Origin of the sequence: Convivina intestini (assembly GCF_003096575.1) — a bacterium.
GTDB lineage: Bacteria > Bacillota > Bacilli > Lactobacillales > Lactobacillaceae > Convivina > Convivina intestini.
This window is the reverse complement of sequence record NZ_QEKT01000003.1, coordinates 15,149-31,909: the sequence shown is the minus strand read 5'-3', so window position 1 is coordinate 31,909 and position 16,761 is coordinate 15,149. Positions and strand designations below refer to the sequence as shown.

The following is a 16,761-nucleotide window of genomic DNA, read 5'->3' as shown; positions in this document are numbered from 1 at the left end:
CTCCTTTAATTAATGGTGGAACCAGAATTTATCTAGGAAACCACAGAATATTAACAAACTAAACATTACCACGTTTAAGGTCAAGAAAATGGCAAAATACTCGGTAAATTTATTGTGTGGTACCTTATGCTTTTTCTTATAACGTAGCCAGGCATCGTTAACCACCAGACCAACGCCATGGAAAAGACCATACACAATATAATACCAGGTCAAACCGTGCCAGAATCCCATGATCAACATGTTAACGATATAAGCTACATTAGAAGTGGTAATCCGACTTTTAAAGACCTTATTTTTCATCATGGTAAAGACTAAACGCATAAATACGAAGTCACGGAACCAAAATGATAAAGTAATGTGCCAACGATTCCAGAAATCCTTCAAGTTCTTAGAACGGAAAGGTTGTTTGAAGTTCATTGGTACATCAAAGCCCATCACATACCCTGTTGCTACGGCAAAGAGTGAATAACCAGCAAAGTCAAAGAATAAATAGAAACCATACGAATAACCGACACCGATTAGCCACCAAGACCAACCCTGATTAACATCAGCCATGGCCATATTTTGGGTGTAACTATACAATTGTTCAAAACCATAGGCCAAAATAAACTTATATAAGAAACCTAAAAAGAAATACCGGACGGCTTTACCTAGAAAATCAATATATTTATCTCGACTTGGGGCCACCGTAGCATCTTGATTAAAGTGACGGTAACGATCAATCGGACCCGAAGATAAGGTGGGCATAAAGAGCACAAAACGCAAAAACAAGGGTAAGCTAAAATCCTTGATTGAGCCATCACGCGTTTCAATAATAGTGCCAACAGTTCGAAAAGTTAAATAGGAAATTCCTAGAAAACCTAGTAAGGTCAATTGGGCTTTAAACAGGCCTGTATCGCCAATTCGAACTGCTAGGATTGGCAGAATCGATAGAACAGTTGTGATATAAAAGACCCAACTATTATTGGCGCGCTTGCGGTAACTGGTATACCAGGCAACCAGGGCGGTTTCCCAAAGCATGTAGATAATTAAGGCAATTCCTTGCTGGATGTAGCGGCCTGAATCAAAAATCAAGAAAATAAATAATAGGGAGACAACTACTTCATACCAGACAAAACGTTTCCCATAGTACAAACCGATTGCCAATGGAACCAAGGCCAGTAATAGGTAAATAAAATAGGTAGGATCCGCATAAGGCTGTAAATTAAGCATTGCCATTCACCTCAGCAATTAGACCCTTAAGATCAATTTTACCGTTAGGAGTCAATGGCATTGCCTCACGATACATAAAACGACCTGGCATCATATATGGCATCATGATGTTAGCTAAATCATCCTTAATAGCGTTGGTTAATTCGATTGGCTTAGCAAAATCATTGGGTTTAGCGACTACTACAGCCAAAAGTTGTTTAACTTTACCATCTGCATCGTAGCGAGGTACCGCTACGGCCTGTTCAACCCACTGACTTTGTTGTAGTTGCTGGGCAACTTCTTCTAATTCAATCCGGAAACCATGTAACTTAATTTGGAAATCCGTCCGACCCTTATAGTGCAAAATACCCTGAGCATCCATTGTGGCTAGATCCCCAGTGTGATAAGCTTGCAAACCTTGATACTGACTAAAGGCGGCCTCGGTCTTAACTGGGTTATTTAAGTAACCCTTAGAAACAGAAGGCCCAGCAATGATAATTTCACCCGCTTGATCATGATCAAGTATCTGACCGTCTTCATCTTGGATAAGTACGGTTGTATCATCCTTAACCTGTCCAATCGGCATCTTATCAAATTCAGCAATTGTTTCGGCTGTAATTTTAATACCTGACACCGCTACAGTTGCTTCGGTTGGCCCGTAGGTATTATAAATTGCGGCTTGTGGAAAACGCTCCAGTAATTTTTTAGCAGTGGTACTCGTTAATACCTCTCCACAAAACAAGAAAGTTTTCAAATTTGGATGATTGTCACCCTTAAATTCGGGATCCAACAAGGCTACATCAGCAAAAGATGGTGTCGAAACCCACACATCCAAGTTCAACTTTGGTAAAGCGGCAAAAAGCTCTTTAAAATTATCCGCCACTTGCTTGGGTAAGGCTTTTAAAGTACCACCAGAAGCCAGTGCCGGTGCCCAATCCATCACGGATAGGTCAAAGGAATAAGGCGGTTGAGACAAGAAATTTTGTGCAGACTGCAAGTTAAAGTCATCACTCAGCATCCAGTTCACAAAACTTAGTAAGTTAGTATGTGAAATTTGAACACCCTTTGGTTTTCCAGTTGTACCAGAAGTAAAGATAATATAGTAATTATCATCCCCACTTACCGGATGAGTAAGTTCATATGCCAGTTTTTGCTCAAAAACCGTTTGTAATTGAGCAGCATCATAGACTGGTAATCCTGTTAAACTAATGGGCAAGTCATCAACAGCAATGACGGCGGCTGGCTTGCCGATTTCGACAATATCAAGTAAGCGCTCATCAGCTGAATTGACATCAACTGGAATATAAGCATGTCCACTCTTAACCGCAGCTAGGAAGGCTGCTATCATTTCAAATTGCTGCCCACCGTACACCATGATTGGTGCTTTTTCTGGTAGATTTTGTTGGTCTAAAAAGGCCGCTAAGCTATCTGAGGTGGCTTTTAAATCGGCATAAGTATGCTGGATACCCATTTCATCATAAGCAATGGTTGATCCCGCTTCCTGAGCGAAATTATCGATTTGGTTAATGATGTTTTCAATCATGAATGAAGTTCCCCATTAAAATTCGTTATAAATAAAATGACCGCCGGTTACACCGGAATAACTATAAAGATAAATTAAGGCCAAAATAATCAAAAAATAAAAAATCGTGCGCAGGACAAAAGTTGTAACGGGTCGCTGCAAAAAATGTTTGAACATGAGGTAATCTCCCCGCACATGGTATAGATAGTGTATAATCACCAACGTGCTTAATAATATCTGAATTAGATTATCCCACATATTGTATCATATGCTTTGAAACATGTTAACGACAGTAACTGAGACTTTGAGGTGAACCAAAATCAAAATACTGAATAGAATTACTTACGCCTTTTTAAATTTCGACCAACGATTTATACATACTAAAATCATCCAAAGCTTATATCAAAGTTTTCGAGAAAGCCTACCGGTGATATCCTTAGCAGTTTATTTTCGGCTATTTGATCGCTTATTTTTAAATCCCGGTAGCCTTTTCCCCACCATTTTTAATTATAAGCCCCCTCATTTGGTGGACCCTCAAATTATTACAGCCATCTCCAATAGTTTGGACTACTGCGTTATTTTAATTTTAACGATTGCGATTACTAAGAATTATTTAACCATTAAAGGCGTCACTGATCCGACCTTTCCTCTGATTATTAACTTCAGCATATCTTTCTTGCTAATCATCTTAAATTTCCAATGGCAATCACGCCCGATTATTCATTTCATTATCTTTTTTATTACCATTATTTTAATCAGTGAAAGTTACTATTGGTTAGATCATTTCTTCCATAAAAAAATTGCTCCCTATGGGTATATTCACTTAGGTTGGGCAACTTTAATCATTTTGCTGACAATCGGTGTTAACATGGCCTTGCCATTGCAAGCGCTACAAGGATCTTATCTAGACTTTTTCTCATCTAGTTTTTTCGTACATTTCCTGGGCATTATGTTAGTTGCAGTATTAATACCGATTCTACCTTGGCTAGGAATTAGTATTCCAACTGAAATGTACAACAATATGACGGACTTAATTCCGATTTCAACGAATTTAAATGCCATCTATCAATCGGTCAATGCGACAGTGCCCTACCCCGAAAACCTATATAGTGTTTTTGCAACTTTCTCATACTTGGGTGGCGCTGGTAGCACCTTGGCTATAAGTATCTGGCTACTATTTAATCAGCGGAAAAAATATCAAAAATTAGGCTGGTTTTCAATTATTCCAAGTATATTTAATAATAATCAACTCCTATTATTTGGCTTACCAATCATGCTGCGACCAATCATGCTCCTACCAATGATTTTATCCTCAACAATAGGAAGCCTGATCGGTTTTACTGCCATTAAATTAAATATCCTAAAACCCGCAATTTTCAACGTGCCAATGAATTCGCCGCGACTTTTATTAGGCTTTTTAGCCAGTCAAAATCATTGGCCTAGTTTACTAGCAGTTTTACTAGTCTTTGCAGTCACTTTATTGATATATCAACCATTTCTAAAATACGTGACTAAGGAGGTTAACTGACCGTGCGAACCAGTAAATTTATTCTATTCCTTAGCACTATATTACTAATTGTCATTGGTATTTTTAGCTCAATTTGGATGACCAAACAACACCACAACGACCATGCCATCCAAACAGCCAAAATTTCACCGGTCATCTTCATTCCTGGTTCAAGTGCAACCATTAATCGGTTTGACGACTTGTTTACTTCAATTAACAAACAAAGTAAAGGCACCCCAGCGACACCAGTTTTGAAACTCCAAGTAAATAAAGATGGCTCTTTTACATATAATGGTAAATTAGCAACCAATAACCGGCAGCCTTTTATTGTAATTGGCTTTGAGGATAACTCCGATAGTTATGACAATATCAAACGTCAAGCCAAATGGCTGGCTTCAGCGATGAATGCTTTGCAACAGACCTATCATTTCCGTGACTTCTCAGCGATTGGGCATTCTAATGGCGGCCTTGATTGGACTGAATACCTAGAAAATTACTACAATATTAACGATTTTCACATTAAAACTTTGATGACTTTGGGTACACCCTATAATTTCTCTGAATCTTCAACCACTAAACAAACTGCCATGCTAACAGATTTAATGGATAATAGTGATAATTTACCGACCGACTTAACCGTTTACTCAGTTGCCGGCAGTGAAGACTATAGCGACGATGGAATCGTGCCAGTTCAAAGCGTCCTTTCTGGAAAATATATTTTCCAAAAACAGGTTAAGAAGTATACTCAAATTACCGTTTCCGGTGATAATGCCGAACATTCCAATCTACCTGAAAATCCGGAAGTTGTGCAATTAATTCAGGAATATATTTTAAATAATAAAAGTAATGACAACCATTCACGGCGCCGCTAGATAGTAATCAGTCATTAGCAGATAGGAGGTAAAATGTCATCTATTAAAATTAATATTTTCAACATCCGACTGGCACTAATCATCAGCCTAAGTGTGCTACTGGGATTGATTACCTTCATAGCCAATCCCATCGCCCGGGCAGAAAACCCAGATGCCCTAAAGCCGAGCCAGTCATATGTTGTCAACGATTATGCCAACATTTTAAGTGATAGCAGCCAGCAACATATCATTGACCAGGCCAAGCGTTTTCAAGCGACCAAATCACAACCCCAAGTGGTGGTCATCACAGTGAATAATACTGATGGTATGGACATGAAAAGTTTTACCAATGAACTAACCTTAAGACAAGTTTGGCAGGCTGGTAAAAAGGGCCAAGACAACGGTGTTTTAATCGTTTTTGCCAAAAATAACGGCCAAAACAATGTTCGAGTAGCCACTGGTACAGGGGTTGAATCGAGTCTACCAGATGGTAAAATAAGTCAATTGTTAAATGAAAATCGTAGCCAGCTTAAGTCTAGTGATAATACTCAGATTAATCAGGGCTTGATGAAGTTATTTGATGAAGTTTGCCAAAATATTCCCACCGATGGTCAAGCTAAGGCAAGCAGTAAAGCTACTAAGGGACTGAGTTTGGGATGGATTTTACTGCTGGTCATCCTTTTTCCGTTACTATCTATTTTTCTCATTAACAAGCTAATGCGGCGTAACAAAAATTACGCTAGTAATGGTCATTCTTCCGTTAGCGGTCAGTCATCATGGTGGCAGTGGTTACTGCTAGGTTCCCTACTAAATTCTGATAGTGGTAATCGACATGACTCTTGGTCAGACAGCGACTCCAATGGTTTTGGTGGAGGCGACAATTTCACCGATTCCGGTGGTGGTGGCGACTTTGGTGGCGGTGGTTCTGATTTTTAAATTTAATGCTCATTTTGAAAGGTGAATTTTATGAACGTAATTAACAACTCTCAACCCTTCTATAAGAAGAAGTCGGTGATTATCAGTACCGTTATTGGCCTAGTTCTGGTAATTTTACTAGGATCATTTATTGGTTCTTCTAACGGGCTGAATCGTTCTCAGCAAGACGTCGATGAGGCTACCGGTTCTGTGCAAACGGCCCTCCAAAATCGAGCCGATTTGATTCCTAATTTAGTAAATGCTATTAAGGGAAGTCAAGCTCAGGAAAGTGCCGTCTATGGCAAAATTGCCGAAGCTCGTACCCAGTACAACCAGGCAAAAAGCAACTACCAAAACGCTAACAGTCAGGACCAAAAGACCACCGCTATGGAAGGTCAAGAACGGGCGTTAAACGTCATGGTATCAGCCATCAATGAAAACTACCCCAACTTAAAGTCCGGTGACCAAGTTAGCACGCTAATGTCTCAAATTGAGGGTGCCGATAACCGGGTAACCTATCAACGACTTAAGTACAATAAGGCTGTTCGTGCTTACAACGATAAGGTTGTATCTTTCCCCAGTTCGATAGTAGCCGGGATGACCAATCATCAAAAGTTAAAGTATTTCCAAGCAGATTCAGCAGCCCAGAGTAATCCGGTGGTTGATTTTAGCAAGTAAAAATAAAAGGGCGTTATCCGTGTCATGACACGGGTAATGCCCTTTTGTATTAATCAGTAACTAAATTTTTCATCTCTTTAAACTTATTATTGTTTTTATACTGCTCATATAAACTCTGCAAACTTTGGGTTCCTAGTTGCTGAGCGTGTTCATCTTGTTCTTTTCCCTGCAGACGCCGTCCTTGATTCTTATAGGTAATCGTATCTCCGTCGATGATGAAGTATCCTTCAGTATAAGTCAGATTATCTATCTTTTCAGGAACCGTCTTCAAGCGAACCAAATTCTTATTATCACGATGTTCGATATTAATACCATTAAAGTTAACCGTCGTCATCTTTTGACCATGTTCGTCAAGTGCATTACTACCAACATCAGATTTACCCGCAAAAATCATGTCAGTGGTTAAATTACCAAAATCTGACATAAAGCCATCGGGGGTAGAGCGAGCAAAGCTAAGGCTTCCTTGTCATGTTGTGACAGATCGTCAGTATTACTTTTACCTTCTGCCTTAGTGGCTGTCTTTTGGCGAATGTAGATATTATTTTCACCCATTTGTTGACCAGAAAAAATTCGGTCTTGATCATTATCGGTGGAACCGGCAAAGTCCACCCCCTTTGGGATGAAATTAAAAGGTACCAAGGCTGAAGGAGCATCCCCCGTTGGTAGTGGATTAGTACCAAGCTTAGCTTGGAGGACGCCAGCTTCAATTTTCGAATTAATTGGGAAATCATTATCCCCGGCCTTCAAGCTACCACTGTCAGTATAAATTTTCATACTAGTGGTGCTAGTGCCATTCATAGTGGCTGAAGATAAGCCTTTTTTGTCAAATACCAAAGTGTTGCCGGCTGAATTTTTCCAAGTTCCAGCGACACTGGTATAATCCCCCGCCTGAATGGCCTTTAAATCCATGGCATCATTTGCTGACGCACTACTTTTATCAGCTGTACTACTGGTTTGTTTTTTAACCTTGGTAGTTTCTTTGTTGGTACTGTGATGGCTATTTAATGCGTACACCCCAGCACCTGCTGCTAATACAAGTATTACTAGGACACCATATACAATTTTTTTATTCAAAACTAAATCCCTTCCTCTCAAAAATAAAAGCATAGACTACTTATCTATGCTTTTATTGTATTTAAGGTGTTTTTAAACATTAATATCTTCAAATAACGTTGAATATATGTGATATTGAATTTAAAAATACTAATCAGTTCTTTTTATAAACAAAGAATACTGAAACAGTAGCAATGGTAAGACCAACGAGAGCCTCTAAGTTAATATTTTCCTTGTCTTGTTTACCAGTTACAGGTAAATTAGAGCTTTTCTGACCCGATGTAGCAATACTTGTTTTTGAAGTATTACCGGTAACAGATTCTACCTGGGCTGGTACATTAGTAGCAATTTTAGTAGTTACAACCGGATTAGTCTCAGCTTGAATATTTTTTGTATTCACCGGCACACTGCTATTATTAGTATTGGCCTTTGGAACATTATTACCGCTGTTAGTTGGTACATTAACGTGATTATCATTAGCCTTAGGTGTTGTATGCCCGCCATTGTCTGGGACAACGTTACTAGGGATGTTAGCTTTAGGCGTATTATTAGCCGGCACATCGTCATTAGGCGTGTTATTAGCTGGGGCATCAGCACTAGGAGTATTAGTATTGTCCTGAGGAACGTCATTACCACCATTAGTTGGCGTCTTTTGCTTAACATCACTAATATAAGAAACACCTGCCTTAGGTGTTTCAGTCAATGTTTGTGTTGGATTCTCTCCACCTTTATTTGCCAACTCATTAGTCAATGAAGGTTGATGAATAGAAACTTCCTTAGAACCTTGGGGTTCCACATATTCTGGCTGAACTAGCCCATACTGACTGCGGTTATCATACACCGGTTCTTTAGCGTTGCCAGTATAACGATCAGTAAGATAATAGTAACTCCAAACACTATCTCTCGTCCGAGCTACTTGTGTACCCGCCGGAAATTCAGCATGTAATGAACCTGTGTCAAGATACAAAGGACGATTAGTAATCCCATAACGTACAACTTGGGTGTCATTGCTTTCATCAGCACTAGCAGATACTGTACTAAAATTAGTTAAACCAACTTCATCGCTTACTGCAACACCCCCCGAAATTAAGGCTGACATAGCCAGTCCAACCACTATGGAATGTTTCATTTCTTTTTTCGCATTCATAAATATATTCTCCTCCGAATATAATAATATTATCATAATTACAAGTATATTCATGGATCAAATAACCACATAAAAACGATTCCGCCTCTCCAGGTAGAATCGTTTTCTTTTACTACTTATCAAATTTAACGAACATCATCTGATTCAGACAACTTCTTTTGGTTAGAATCAATACTCTCAACCAACCATTTCTTGGAATCTGAATCATAAGCCATATGGGCAATTAACAAATAACGTTGACGCAAACGACCCGAACTTTGCTTATCGGAGTCAGTTTTAGAAGAATAATTGAAATCCTCTTGAATTTCAAAAGTTACATCAGCCTTATTCTTACCAGTACTATCAACATTTTTAACCTTAACATCCCCAAAATCGATATCGTCAGCGTTGCGCTTAGCTGAATGCAGGTTATGGTCAATCATTTCGCAGAAATCACGATAGGCATGGTTACTAGTACCATCCAAGAAGGCAGAAGAAACATCCGAGCTATTTTTCTCCTTATGGGCGTAATAAGTTAGCACATCAGCCATGGTAGCCAGCGTCTTTTGGGCATCATCATTCGTTAACATGCCCTTGGCATTCAAGGTAATCTCGTCACCATTACTAATGGAAGATAGCTTCTTGTGGCTAGATTCAACCTTATTCCCATTACTAGTCTTCTTCACATAAACTTCAGCCCCAGAACTAACTGGAATATCAGTCAGATTAGCTTTCCCATCTACGATAGTACCTACAGCTGTATCGCCGACGTAAACCTTGGCATCGTTTAGGTTACTTCGAACAGTAAAACTTAACGTTTCAATGTCTAGATCAACACTTTCCGTGGTACGGCCACCAAAATAATTATTGACACTGGTTTTCACTGTCCGACCGTTTAGACTCCCCTGGGCCGTAAAGCTATACAGTCCCGGTGCCTGATGGCGAATAAGTTTTTCGTAAGAAGAATCAGTGTCACTAGTCAAAGTTTGGCCATTCACCGTTACTTTTAAGTTTGATTGATTGGTCGTCACTCGTAAATTAACTGGTTGTAGTTTAATCACATAACGGGGGAACAGCAGCCAGTTACTACCATCTTGGGCAAAAGAAACACCAGCAGAATCATTCTTAAGTAAACTTTTCAATTCACTTTGATTTAACTGCTTATCAGCTACATAGTCAGCTAAGGGCTTTAATTCATCCTTGGTGAGCTTTTTATTACTATCAGACCAGCTAGCCATCTTTTGATACTCAGCTGGATTATGACTAGCTAGAAGCTTCAGCGCCCGCTGATAACTAGCATCATAAGAATAATAGTGATAGCCAAAGCCGATCCCGCCCAGTAAGGCTAGCGCTAGGACAATGCCAGTAGTCCAGATAACCAGTTGTTTTTTAGACTTAGGCTGTGTTCTGGTAACCTTTTTAACTGTTTTAGCTGGCTTAGTTGATGGTATTGCAACAGCTTTAGCTCTAGGTTGATCCAGACCATTTTTATGCCCTTGTACCTCATCGATACTTGGTTGACGACCGTTTTCTTTAGTAAAAGTCGCAACCCATTCCTTGAGCTGTTGGTTATCTGTAGAATTTTTTTGAGGTTTTTCCGATTTAAAACCATTATTTTTAGCCTGAATAAATTCTTCAGGACTAGGCTGACGGCCGTTTTCTTTAATAAAATTATCTAACCATTGTTTCTTATCCATCAGAGTTTACCAACTTGTTGAAGATAGGCTGCTAATGCCATTCGTAACAAAAGAATTAAACATTGGCACAATCACAAAACTGATTGCAAACCACAAAACTACGCTCGTCCCAATAATTTGGGCCAATTGCCACCAAATTAAATCCACTTTCGTATCTTGTAAATGCGTTTTTTGAACCAAGAAGTAACTACCCAAACTCATAATAGTAATTGCCAACCCTGGCAACAACAATAGTGGACTATAAGCCACGGTAAAAAAAGAAGTCAATGATGAAATATCACTCATTTGACTAGTCGATGGTAGTGGTGCCACAAAAGAATATAGAAAACCTAATAGGGCAAAAATCATGGCCGTTGGGAACCAACCCAGATATTTCGTCAAGGTTTCTTTTGGTTGGTAGTGCCCCCGCGTAATTAGCAATAAACTAGGCAACCCAACCATGAAGATAATCGCCATGGCCACAAAGGCAAAGAAGAAAACTGGCGGTAAAATTCGACCACCGATATCAGGAACTGTTCCAGTACTACCGGTATAACCTTTATAAACAGCAAGCACGGCATCAATCACGCGCCGTACAATATTCCAAAAAATCCCAGCCGTTAATAATACTGTCATGACATAACTTACCCAGAGATAAGTTGTATTTTCAGCCGTTTGCGCTTCGATGAACTTTGTTGGGTTAAGGGCCCGTTCCTTGAACCACTTGAAGTAGCTCCCAGTGTGCTTCTTAACCTTATTGTAAGCTTCATTGACCTGTTCTTTTGTCTCTGAAAAGTCTTTTTCAACGGTCTTGGATTCTGCTTCAATGGCTGTTTTAACAGTATCCTCTGTCGTAAAGGCCCCAGCTTTTTGTGCCTCAGCATATTCTTCAGCGGTTGGTTTACGATCATTTAGTAGTTCAAAGTACTCTTCCCATTCAGTTTTAGTTGTCATTTCCCTCTCCTTCATCTCCTGCATAGTTATATTAAACAAACATAAAAATCATACCAAAAATGGCATGATTAGTCTAAAGATCTTTATATATGCCCAAGAGCATTAATTTTTATATTTTCCACAATCATAAGAGCATTCATACACAATCGTTAAATCAGTAGTGGAATCTTTACCAGTCAAAATATTCAACTACTGATTGAATGATATTGCCTTTAAATTACGAATACTTTACTAGCTGTGCCTTTTTGTATACCGTTTTTTCTCCCTGTACTGCTTTAATATCTGCTAGCGGATCTTCATTTAATATAATAAAATCGGCTAATTTGTCCGGTTCAATACTCCCCACCTGTTCATCTACATGCAACAACATAGCGCCATTCATTGTTGCTGCTTTCAATACATCAATTGCTGACATACCAGCTTCAACCATTAACTGTAATTCAAATGCCGACCCATTTTCAAAATCATTAAATGGTGTTCCCGCATCAGTTCCCATAGCAATTTTTACACCTGCATCATAAGATTCCTTCAAACTTTGCTGTAATGGTTTTGTAATAGCTAATGATTTATCCACCATAAAGTTTGGTAATTGCTTGGCATGACTATTAATGGCCCACGGAGCAATCATGGTGGGCACTAAATAGGTACCGAACTTGAGCATCATTTGAATACTTTCCTTATCCATAAAAATACCGTGTTCAATCGAATCCACACCAGCTTTAATAGCATTTTTAATGCCCTGATTGCCTTGTGCATGGGCTGCTGCTGTATACCCTTTATGATGAGCTTCTTCCACGGCTACTCTCATTTCCTCGACGCCTAATTGGACATCATGGGGCGTTTCTCCGGAATTACTAACGCCACCAGTAGCCATCAATTTAATATTGCGAGCGCCCTTTTTAATATTTATTCGTGATTGTTTACGAATATCATCTGGTCCGTCCGTTTCAATCCCTAGTCGTCTCCCATGCCCACCAGTCATCATAATGGCTCCACCCGAACCAATAATACCTGGAATGAATAGTTCATTTTCTTGTTCTAATTTAGAAAGAATCAAATCAATATCAAAAGTTGAACCCACATCGCGAATATAAGTAACGCCATGGGCTAAAAGTCGTTTCAAATTTTGAATAGCGATTACTGTATCATGAACAGCAGTAAAATGATTATTAAATTCAAACATGGCATCCAAAATAATGTGAGTATGAGCATTAATCATCCCAGGCATCACAAATTTACCAGTTAAATCAATCGTTTTATCAAACAATTCACCATCAATAAAATATCCCGTATCCGTATCCATACAAAATGTTTGCTGGGTAAAAGAAGTATTTTTACCAGTAAATACCCGAGCATTTTCAAATTTTATTTTAACCATTTTTTATCTCCTTAATTATCCAATACCGATTACATTACCTAAATTAACTTTAAAAAAATTGAAACAACAAACACTGATGCTATCGATACCGTTGCAAAACCACCCACTAACATTTTAGGTAGCATATTATCCAAAAGAAATTCTTGTTCGTTGATATCAGCGGTTAAATTTTTAACAACATCATCAGTTAAAATATAGTCGGCTGGAAAGCCACATAAAGCCGTTAAGGCACAAGCAAATGCCATTTCCTTATGCATGCCCATTGGTTTGGCTAAAAGTATAGAAACTAGGAACATACCCATTAATCCCAAAACAATTAAAGTGATAATTGGTAAGAATATCCGAATCAGTGTTTGGGGCGTAGTAGAGTTTAAACCCGCTAAAATATAAGCTATTAAGCCATACATCAACCAGTTAAAGGCACCAGCTTTGTGTAAGACATTGTCAGGTAAAAATCCAATTGTATGGGCAACAACCCCAAACAATAAACATAATATATTTACATTAATTGCATTATGTAAAACATGTCCAATCCAAAAACTAACAATGGCGATGACGGTTACTTTGAAAATCAAAAATGCTGGCGTATCATATTGCCCGTCCAGCATAGCCAAACGTCTATGCTGCTTTTTATCACACAATTTTTCAGAACTGATTGATTGTTGAGTTGACTTTGGATCTGCCGCATAAACACTTTGTAATCGCCGGCCTTCTTTTTTTAACATAACTGAAATCAGCGGGAAACTCACAATATGATGAATGATAAACATCACAACTGGATAAGAAACAATTGCCGTAATTCCGGCCGCCTGTAATCCTTGTGTCATCAATGCAGCTCCGACTAAACCTCCAGTTAAGGTGGGCACAGTGGCAAACACTGTCGCATGTCCAAAAAAATATAAACCAATGGTTAGAGTAAATATTAGACTCCCCATCATTCCTAAGACGGCAATACATACTGCTTTCCATTGTTTAAGCAATTTTTTAACACTCATCAATGTTCCTAGATGGACTAATAGCAAACCAATGCAAATAGTAATAAAAGATTTACTGTAGGATGCTTGTTCAATCAGATTTTTCGGAAAAAATGTCCAATATCCAATCAAAAACATCAATGCGGTCACCAACATAGAGGGTATCCATGACTTAGTTGCCCTAGATACCCATTCACCCAAAAAGATAGCGAACATGACATAGAATAAACATATTAAATTTCCCATATAGTTGATTCCTCCCTTATAATCGGGATTTAATAAGTTTATTCTAATTTATTTTTTAATAATAAGCAATTTTTATAATTTATTTATAATTTTTAAAGGTTTGATTCCTTGATAGTACCCTTAAAATTTAATTTACCAAACAGCACATAACTTTCTTTCCGAGACATGACAATCATTGAATACAAACATAAAATATAATGAAAAAAGTGATATTCAGTAAAATGCTAATCCATTTTACTAAATATCACTTTTTCATCGTTTATGCCGCCGGTGGGAGTCGAACCCACACGGTGTTACCACCACTGGATTTTGAGTCCAGCGCGTCTGCCAATTCCGCCACAGCGGCAACAAATCACAACTACATTAGTTTACTAAATATTCCAGTTTAGGTCAATCTATTTTTGAAGAAAATTCTCTTTTTATACAATTTATTTAAATTGCAAAAACATCCCGCCGATTATAATCGGCGGGATGTTTTTTATAATAAACAATTATTGACGAACAATTAAAGTTGAAATAGAAGCGTTACGAGCAATATAAGCAGCTTGAGAACCAATTGATCGCCAGAAACCACGATGAGAGTGAGCCCCAACAACAATTAAATCAGCCTTTACTTCGGGGGCAATATCTTCGACCAAAGTTTCTCCAGCCTTAGCACCATCATCAAAGAAAACTTCGACATTAGTAACACCACGCGCTTCGGCGTACTTACGGTACTTTTCTAAGTTACTTTCTAGTTGTTCGCGCTTAGCCTTAATAGCATCCAAATGCATAGCATCAATGGTTGACAAATCACCCATTTCTAAAATAGTGGCAATAATTAAGTGAGAATCATCCTCACTGGCTTGGTGAATAGCATTCGTCAAGGCAAAATAACCTTGTTCGGATTCATCAACACCAACCAAAATCCGCTTAAAGCGCTTTGGCTCGATATCCATATTCAATGTATCCATAACTCCTCCTTATTTCAGACCAAACATACCAGTAATTGAATTATAAACAATCCAAATGTTAATGATGGTTAAAGTAACAAAACTAATCCAACCCAGCCAAGTAATCCACTTAGGGTTAGCAAATTCACCCATCACCTTCTTTGATGAAGTGAAGTAGATTAATGGGGCCATTGAGAATGGCAAGACAATTGAAAGAAAGACCTGAGAATTAGTCAACAGTGAATCCAATTGAGCTTCATCACCACCGTAGTAAATAGTAGCAGCAACAACTGGCAACAAGGCCAAACCACGAGTTACCACACGCCGTAGCCACATTGGAATACGTAAGTGCAAGAATCCTTCCATGACGATTTCACCAGTCAAAGTACCTGTAATGGTTGAGTTTTGACCAGAAGCCAACAAGGCAACCGCAAACAAAGTTGAAAGGAATGGTGAGGCAATCGCCCCAGCAATACTATTATCTTGCAAAGCACGGTACATCGCACCGAAAGATCCCAAATCAGCACCGTGTCCATAGAACAAAGCGGCACCCAAAATCAAAAGCAATGAGTTAATTACAAAGGCTAAAGTTAACTGAATATTAGAATCCCAAGTCATCAAACGCACAGCATCGCGAACTTCTTCGTGATCCTCATGGTTAACCTTACGTGTTTGTGAAATAGATGAATGCAAGTAAAGGTTGTGAGGCATAACAGTCGCACCAATAATACCAGCAGTCAAAGTTAATGGAGAATCCAAACCTGAAACTTGATGAGTTGAAAGAACATGAGGTTGTGGCATGTATCCAGCCAAAACACCAAACCAATCAGGATGTGATAGGGCAACCAAGTAAACGTAAACAACCAAGATTGTCAAAATCAAAGTTGCCACAATGGCTTCGATCTTGCGGAAACCAAACTTCATCAAAAGCAATAGCAACACAACATCAAAGGCAGTTAACAAAACAGTCACAATCATTGGCCAGCCAAACAACAAGTGCAGGGCAATGGCACCACCGATAACTTCGGCGATATCAGTGGCCATCAAGGCTAATTCGGTAAAGACCCAAAGGGTATAACGACCCAATCGATTAGTACGGCTAGCGGTTGCTTGAGCCAAATCTTCTTGCTTAACAATTCCAAGCTTTCCAGCCATGTACTGCAACAGCATGGCAATCAAAGATGAAATCAAAACAATTGACAAAAGCAAGTAACGGTAACCGGCACCACCGGCCACAGATGTCACCCAGTTACCGGGATCCATATAACCAACAGCAACCAAGGCTCCTGGACCTGAAAAGGCTAGCAGACGGCGCCAAAAGGAACCATTTTTAGGAATCTCAATGGTACCGTTAACCTCTTCCAAACTTTTTTCGCCTGTGTGCTCAATCAGGCTATGTTTCTTGCGGGGACTTCCCTGTGTAGAATTATCCATATTCTTCTCCTTTGGAATTCTCCTCAGGACCAAGACAGACAGAAAAACACACGGTACTGCATTAATCATCGCAAACCTTTCTAGTAAGAAAAAAGCCGCAACAAAAAGATACAATTCCGGTGCTAAATAATTTTCATAAAGAATTTCATTCAACTTGGCTGTTGAAAGCTTATGAAAGCTACCTAACCCATCTATCAGTGCCTAAGTACATCTATAATCATACACAAGTTTACGCTTGCGTCAAGTAAAGGAAGGCGCAACATTTATCTAATGATAAATTACAATATTACATTCTTAATAAAATTAAGCTATTAAAGAGTATTT

Annotated in this window: 16 protein-coding genes and 1 tRNA gene; 4 read left to right on the top strand and 13 right to left on the bottom strand. The window is 38.8% G+C overall.

What is annotated here, in order from left to right:
- Positions 1-9 precede the first annotated feature (9 nt).
- From dltB to C7384_RS03555, 3 genes are read right to left on the bottom strand one after another with little or no spacing between them, the layout of a single operon-like run.
- Positions 10-1,212, bottom strand: a complete 1,203-nt coding sequence (gene dltB, locus C7384_RS03565) for a D-alanyl-lipoteichoic acid biosynthesis protein DltB (RefSeq protein ID WP_089938575.1) — start codon at positions 1,210-1,212, stop codon at positions 10-12.
- On the bottom strand, positions 1,205-2,734 hold the full coding sequence (gene dltA, locus C7384_RS03560) for a D-alanine--poly(phosphoribitol) ligase subunit DltA (RefSeq protein WP_089938577.1): 1,530 nt from the start codon (positions 2,732-2,734) through the stop codon (positions 1,205-1,207). Before dltA ends, dltB begins: the two co-directional genes overlap by 8 nt.
- A 15-nt stretch (positions 2,735-2,749) precedes the next feature.
- Positions 2,750-2,890 carry a teichoic acid D-Ala incorporation-associated protein DltX gene (locus C7384_RS03555; RefSeq protein ID WP_089938579.1) on the bottom strand — a complete coding sequence of 47 codons (141 nt, stop codon included), beginning with the start codon at positions 2,888-2,890 and terminating at the stop codon, positions 2,750-2,752.
- A 385-nt stretch (positions 2,891-3,275) separates the two neighbouring features.
- On the opposite strand from C7384_RS03555, the gene C7384_RS03550 reads away from it, so the two are divergent.
- From C7384_RS03550 to C7384_RS03535, 4 genes are all read left to right on the top strand, one after another.
- Positions 3,276-4,241, top strand: coding sequence for a PTS sugar transporter subunit IIC (locus C7384_RS03550; protein ID WP_207771555.1), 966 nt, complete (start codon positions 3,276-3,278; stop codon positions 4,239-4,241).
- Between the two features lie 77 nt (positions 4,242-4,318).
- On the top strand, positions 4,319-5,092 hold the full coding sequence (locus C7384_RS03545; RefSeq protein ID WP_089938632.1) for an alpha/beta hydrolase: 774 nt from the start codon (positions 4,319-4,321) through the stop codon (positions 5,090-5,092).
- Between the two features lie 33 nt (positions 5,093-5,125).
- A complete protein-coding gene (locus tag C7384_RS03540; protein ID WP_089938582.1) occupies positions 5,126-6,007 on the top strand; it encodes a TPM domain-containing protein in 882 nt (293 codons plus the stop codon).
- Positions 6,008-6,037: 30 nt separating this feature from the next.
- Positions 6,038-6,664: a LemA family protein gene (locus C7384_RS03535; RefSeq protein ID WP_089938584.1), complete on the top strand. Its 627-nt coding sequence runs from the start codon at positions 6,038-6,040 to the stop codon at positions 6,662-6,664.
- A 49-nt stretch (positions 6,665-6,713) separates the two neighbouring features.
- Here the strand turns inward: C7384_RS03535 and C7384_RS03530 are convergent, their stop codons facing one another.
- From C7384_RS03530 to C7384_RS03485, 10 genes are all read right to left on the bottom strand, one after another.
- Positions 6,714-7,088, bottom strand: a complete 375-nt coding sequence (locus C7384_RS03530) for a hypothetical protein (RefSeq protein WP_089938586.1) — start codon at positions 7,086-7,088, stop codon at positions 6,714-6,716.
- Entirely contained in the window at positions 7,067-7,738 is a 672-nt protein-coding gene (locus C7384_RS03525) for a DUF6287 domain-containing protein (protein WP_089938588.1), read from the bottom strand. The genes C7384_RS03530 and C7384_RS03525 overlap by 22 nt, the downstream gene beginning before the upstream one ends.
- Before the next feature lie 133 nt (positions 7,739-7,871).
- Entirely contained in the window at positions 7,872-8,864 is a 993-nt protein-coding gene (locus C7384_RS03520) for a hypothetical protein (RefSeq protein WP_089938591.1), read from the bottom strand.
- Positions 8,865-8,989: 125 nt separating this feature from the next.
- Positions 8,990-10,540: a zinc ribbon domain-containing protein gene (locus C7384_RS03515; RefSeq protein ID WP_089938593.1), complete on the bottom strand. Its 1,551-nt coding sequence runs from the start codon at positions 10,538-10,540 to the stop codon at positions 8,990-8,992.
- Positions 10,541-10,546: 6 nt separating this feature from the next.
- Complete coding sequence (locus tag C7384_RS03510; RefSeq protein WP_089938596.1) at positions 10,547-11,473, bottom strand: hypothetical protein; 927 nt, start codon at positions 11,471-11,473, stop codon at positions 10,547-10,549.
- Positions 11,474-11,690: 217 nt separating this feature from the next.
- Positions 11,691-12,851: a metal-dependent hydrolase family protein gene (locus C7384_RS03505; RefSeq protein ID WP_089938599.1), complete on the bottom strand. Its 1,161-nt coding sequence runs from the start codon at positions 12,849-12,851 to the stop codon at positions 11,691-11,693.
- 38 nt (positions 12,852-12,889) lie between these two features.
- Positions 12,890-14,071: a hypothetical protein gene (locus C7384_RS03500; RefSeq protein WP_089938601.1), complete on the bottom strand. Its 1,182-nt coding sequence runs from the start codon at positions 14,069-14,071 to the stop codon at positions 12,890-12,892.
- Positions 14,072-14,333: 262 nt separating this feature from the next.
- A tRNA-Leu gene (locus C7384_RS03495) sits at positions 14,334-14,417 on the bottom strand.
- Positions 14,418-14,562: 145 nt separating this feature from the next.
- A complete protein-coding gene (locus C7384_RS03490) occupies positions 14,563-15,024 on the bottom strand; it encodes a universal stress protein (RefSeq protein ID WP_089938603.1) in 462 nt (153 codons plus the stop codon).
- A 9-nt stretch (positions 15,025-15,033) separates the two neighbouring features.
- On the bottom strand, positions 15,034-16,437 hold the full coding sequence (locus tag C7384_RS03485) for an Nramp family divalent metal transporter (protein WP_089938605.1): 1,404 nt from the start codon (positions 16,435-16,437) through the stop codon (positions 15,034-15,036).
- Positions 16,438-16,761 lie beyond the last annotated feature (324 nt).

What these genes read in the sequence shown, in the direction of transcription:
- C7384_RS03510 (WP_089938596.1), bottom strand. Translation starts at nt 11,473, where the DNA reads ATGACAACTAAAACTGAATGGGAAGAGTACTTTGAACTACTAAATGAT.
- C7384_RS03540 (WP_089938582.1), top strand. Translation starts at nt 5,126, where the DNA reads ATGTCATCTATTAAAATTAATATTTTCAACATCCGACTGGCACTAATC.
- C7384_RS03485 (WP_089938605.1), bottom strand. Translation starts at nt 16,437, where the DNA reads ATGGATAATTCTACACAGGGAAGTCCCCGCAAGAAACATAGCCTGATT.
- C7384_RS03530 (WP_089938586.1), bottom strand. Translation starts at nt 7,088, where the DNA reads ATGTCAGATTTTGGTAATTTAACCACTGACATGATTTTTGCGGGTAAA.
- C7384_RS03545 (WP_089938632.1), top strand. Translation starts at nt 4,319, where the DNA reads ATGACCAAACAACACCACAACGACCATGCCATCCAAACAGCCAAAATT.
- C7384_RS03505 (WP_089938599.1), bottom strand. Translation starts at nt 12,851, where the DNA reads ATGGTTAAAATAAAATTTGAAAATGCTCGGGTATTTACTGGTAAAAAT.
- C7384_RS03515 (WP_089938593.1), bottom strand. Translation starts at nt 10,540, where the DNA reads ATGGATAAGAAACAATGGTTAGATAATTTTATTAAAGAAAACGGCCGT.
- C7384_RS03520 (WP_089938591.1), bottom strand. Translation starts at nt 8,864, where the DNA reads ATGAATGCGAAAAAAGAAATGAAACATTCCATAGTGGTTGGACTGGCT.
- dltB (WP_089938575.1), bottom strand. Translation starts at nt 1,212, where the DNA reads ATGCTTAATTTACAGCCTTATGCGGATCCTACCTATTTTATTTACCTA.
- C7384_RS03535 (WP_089938584.1), top strand. Translation starts at nt 6,038, where the DNA reads ATGAACGTAATTAACAACTCTCAACCCTTCTATAAGAAGAAGTCGGTG.
- C7384_RS03555 (WP_089938579.1), bottom strand. Translation starts at nt 2,890, where the DNA reads ATGTTCAAACATTTTTTGCAGCGACCCGTTACAACTTTTGTCCTGCGC.
- dltA (WP_089938577.1), bottom strand. Translation starts at nt 2,734, where the DNA reads ATGATTGAAAACATCATTAACCAAATCGATAATTTCGCTCAGGAAGCG.
- C7384_RS03500 (WP_089938601.1), bottom strand. Translation starts at nt 14,071, where the DNA reads ATGGGAAATTTAATATGTTTATTCTATGTCATGTTCGCTATCTTTTTG.
- C7384_RS03490 (WP_089938603.1), bottom strand. Translation starts at nt 15,024, where the DNA reads ATGGATACATTGAATATGGATATCGAGCCAAAGCGCTTTAAGCGGATT.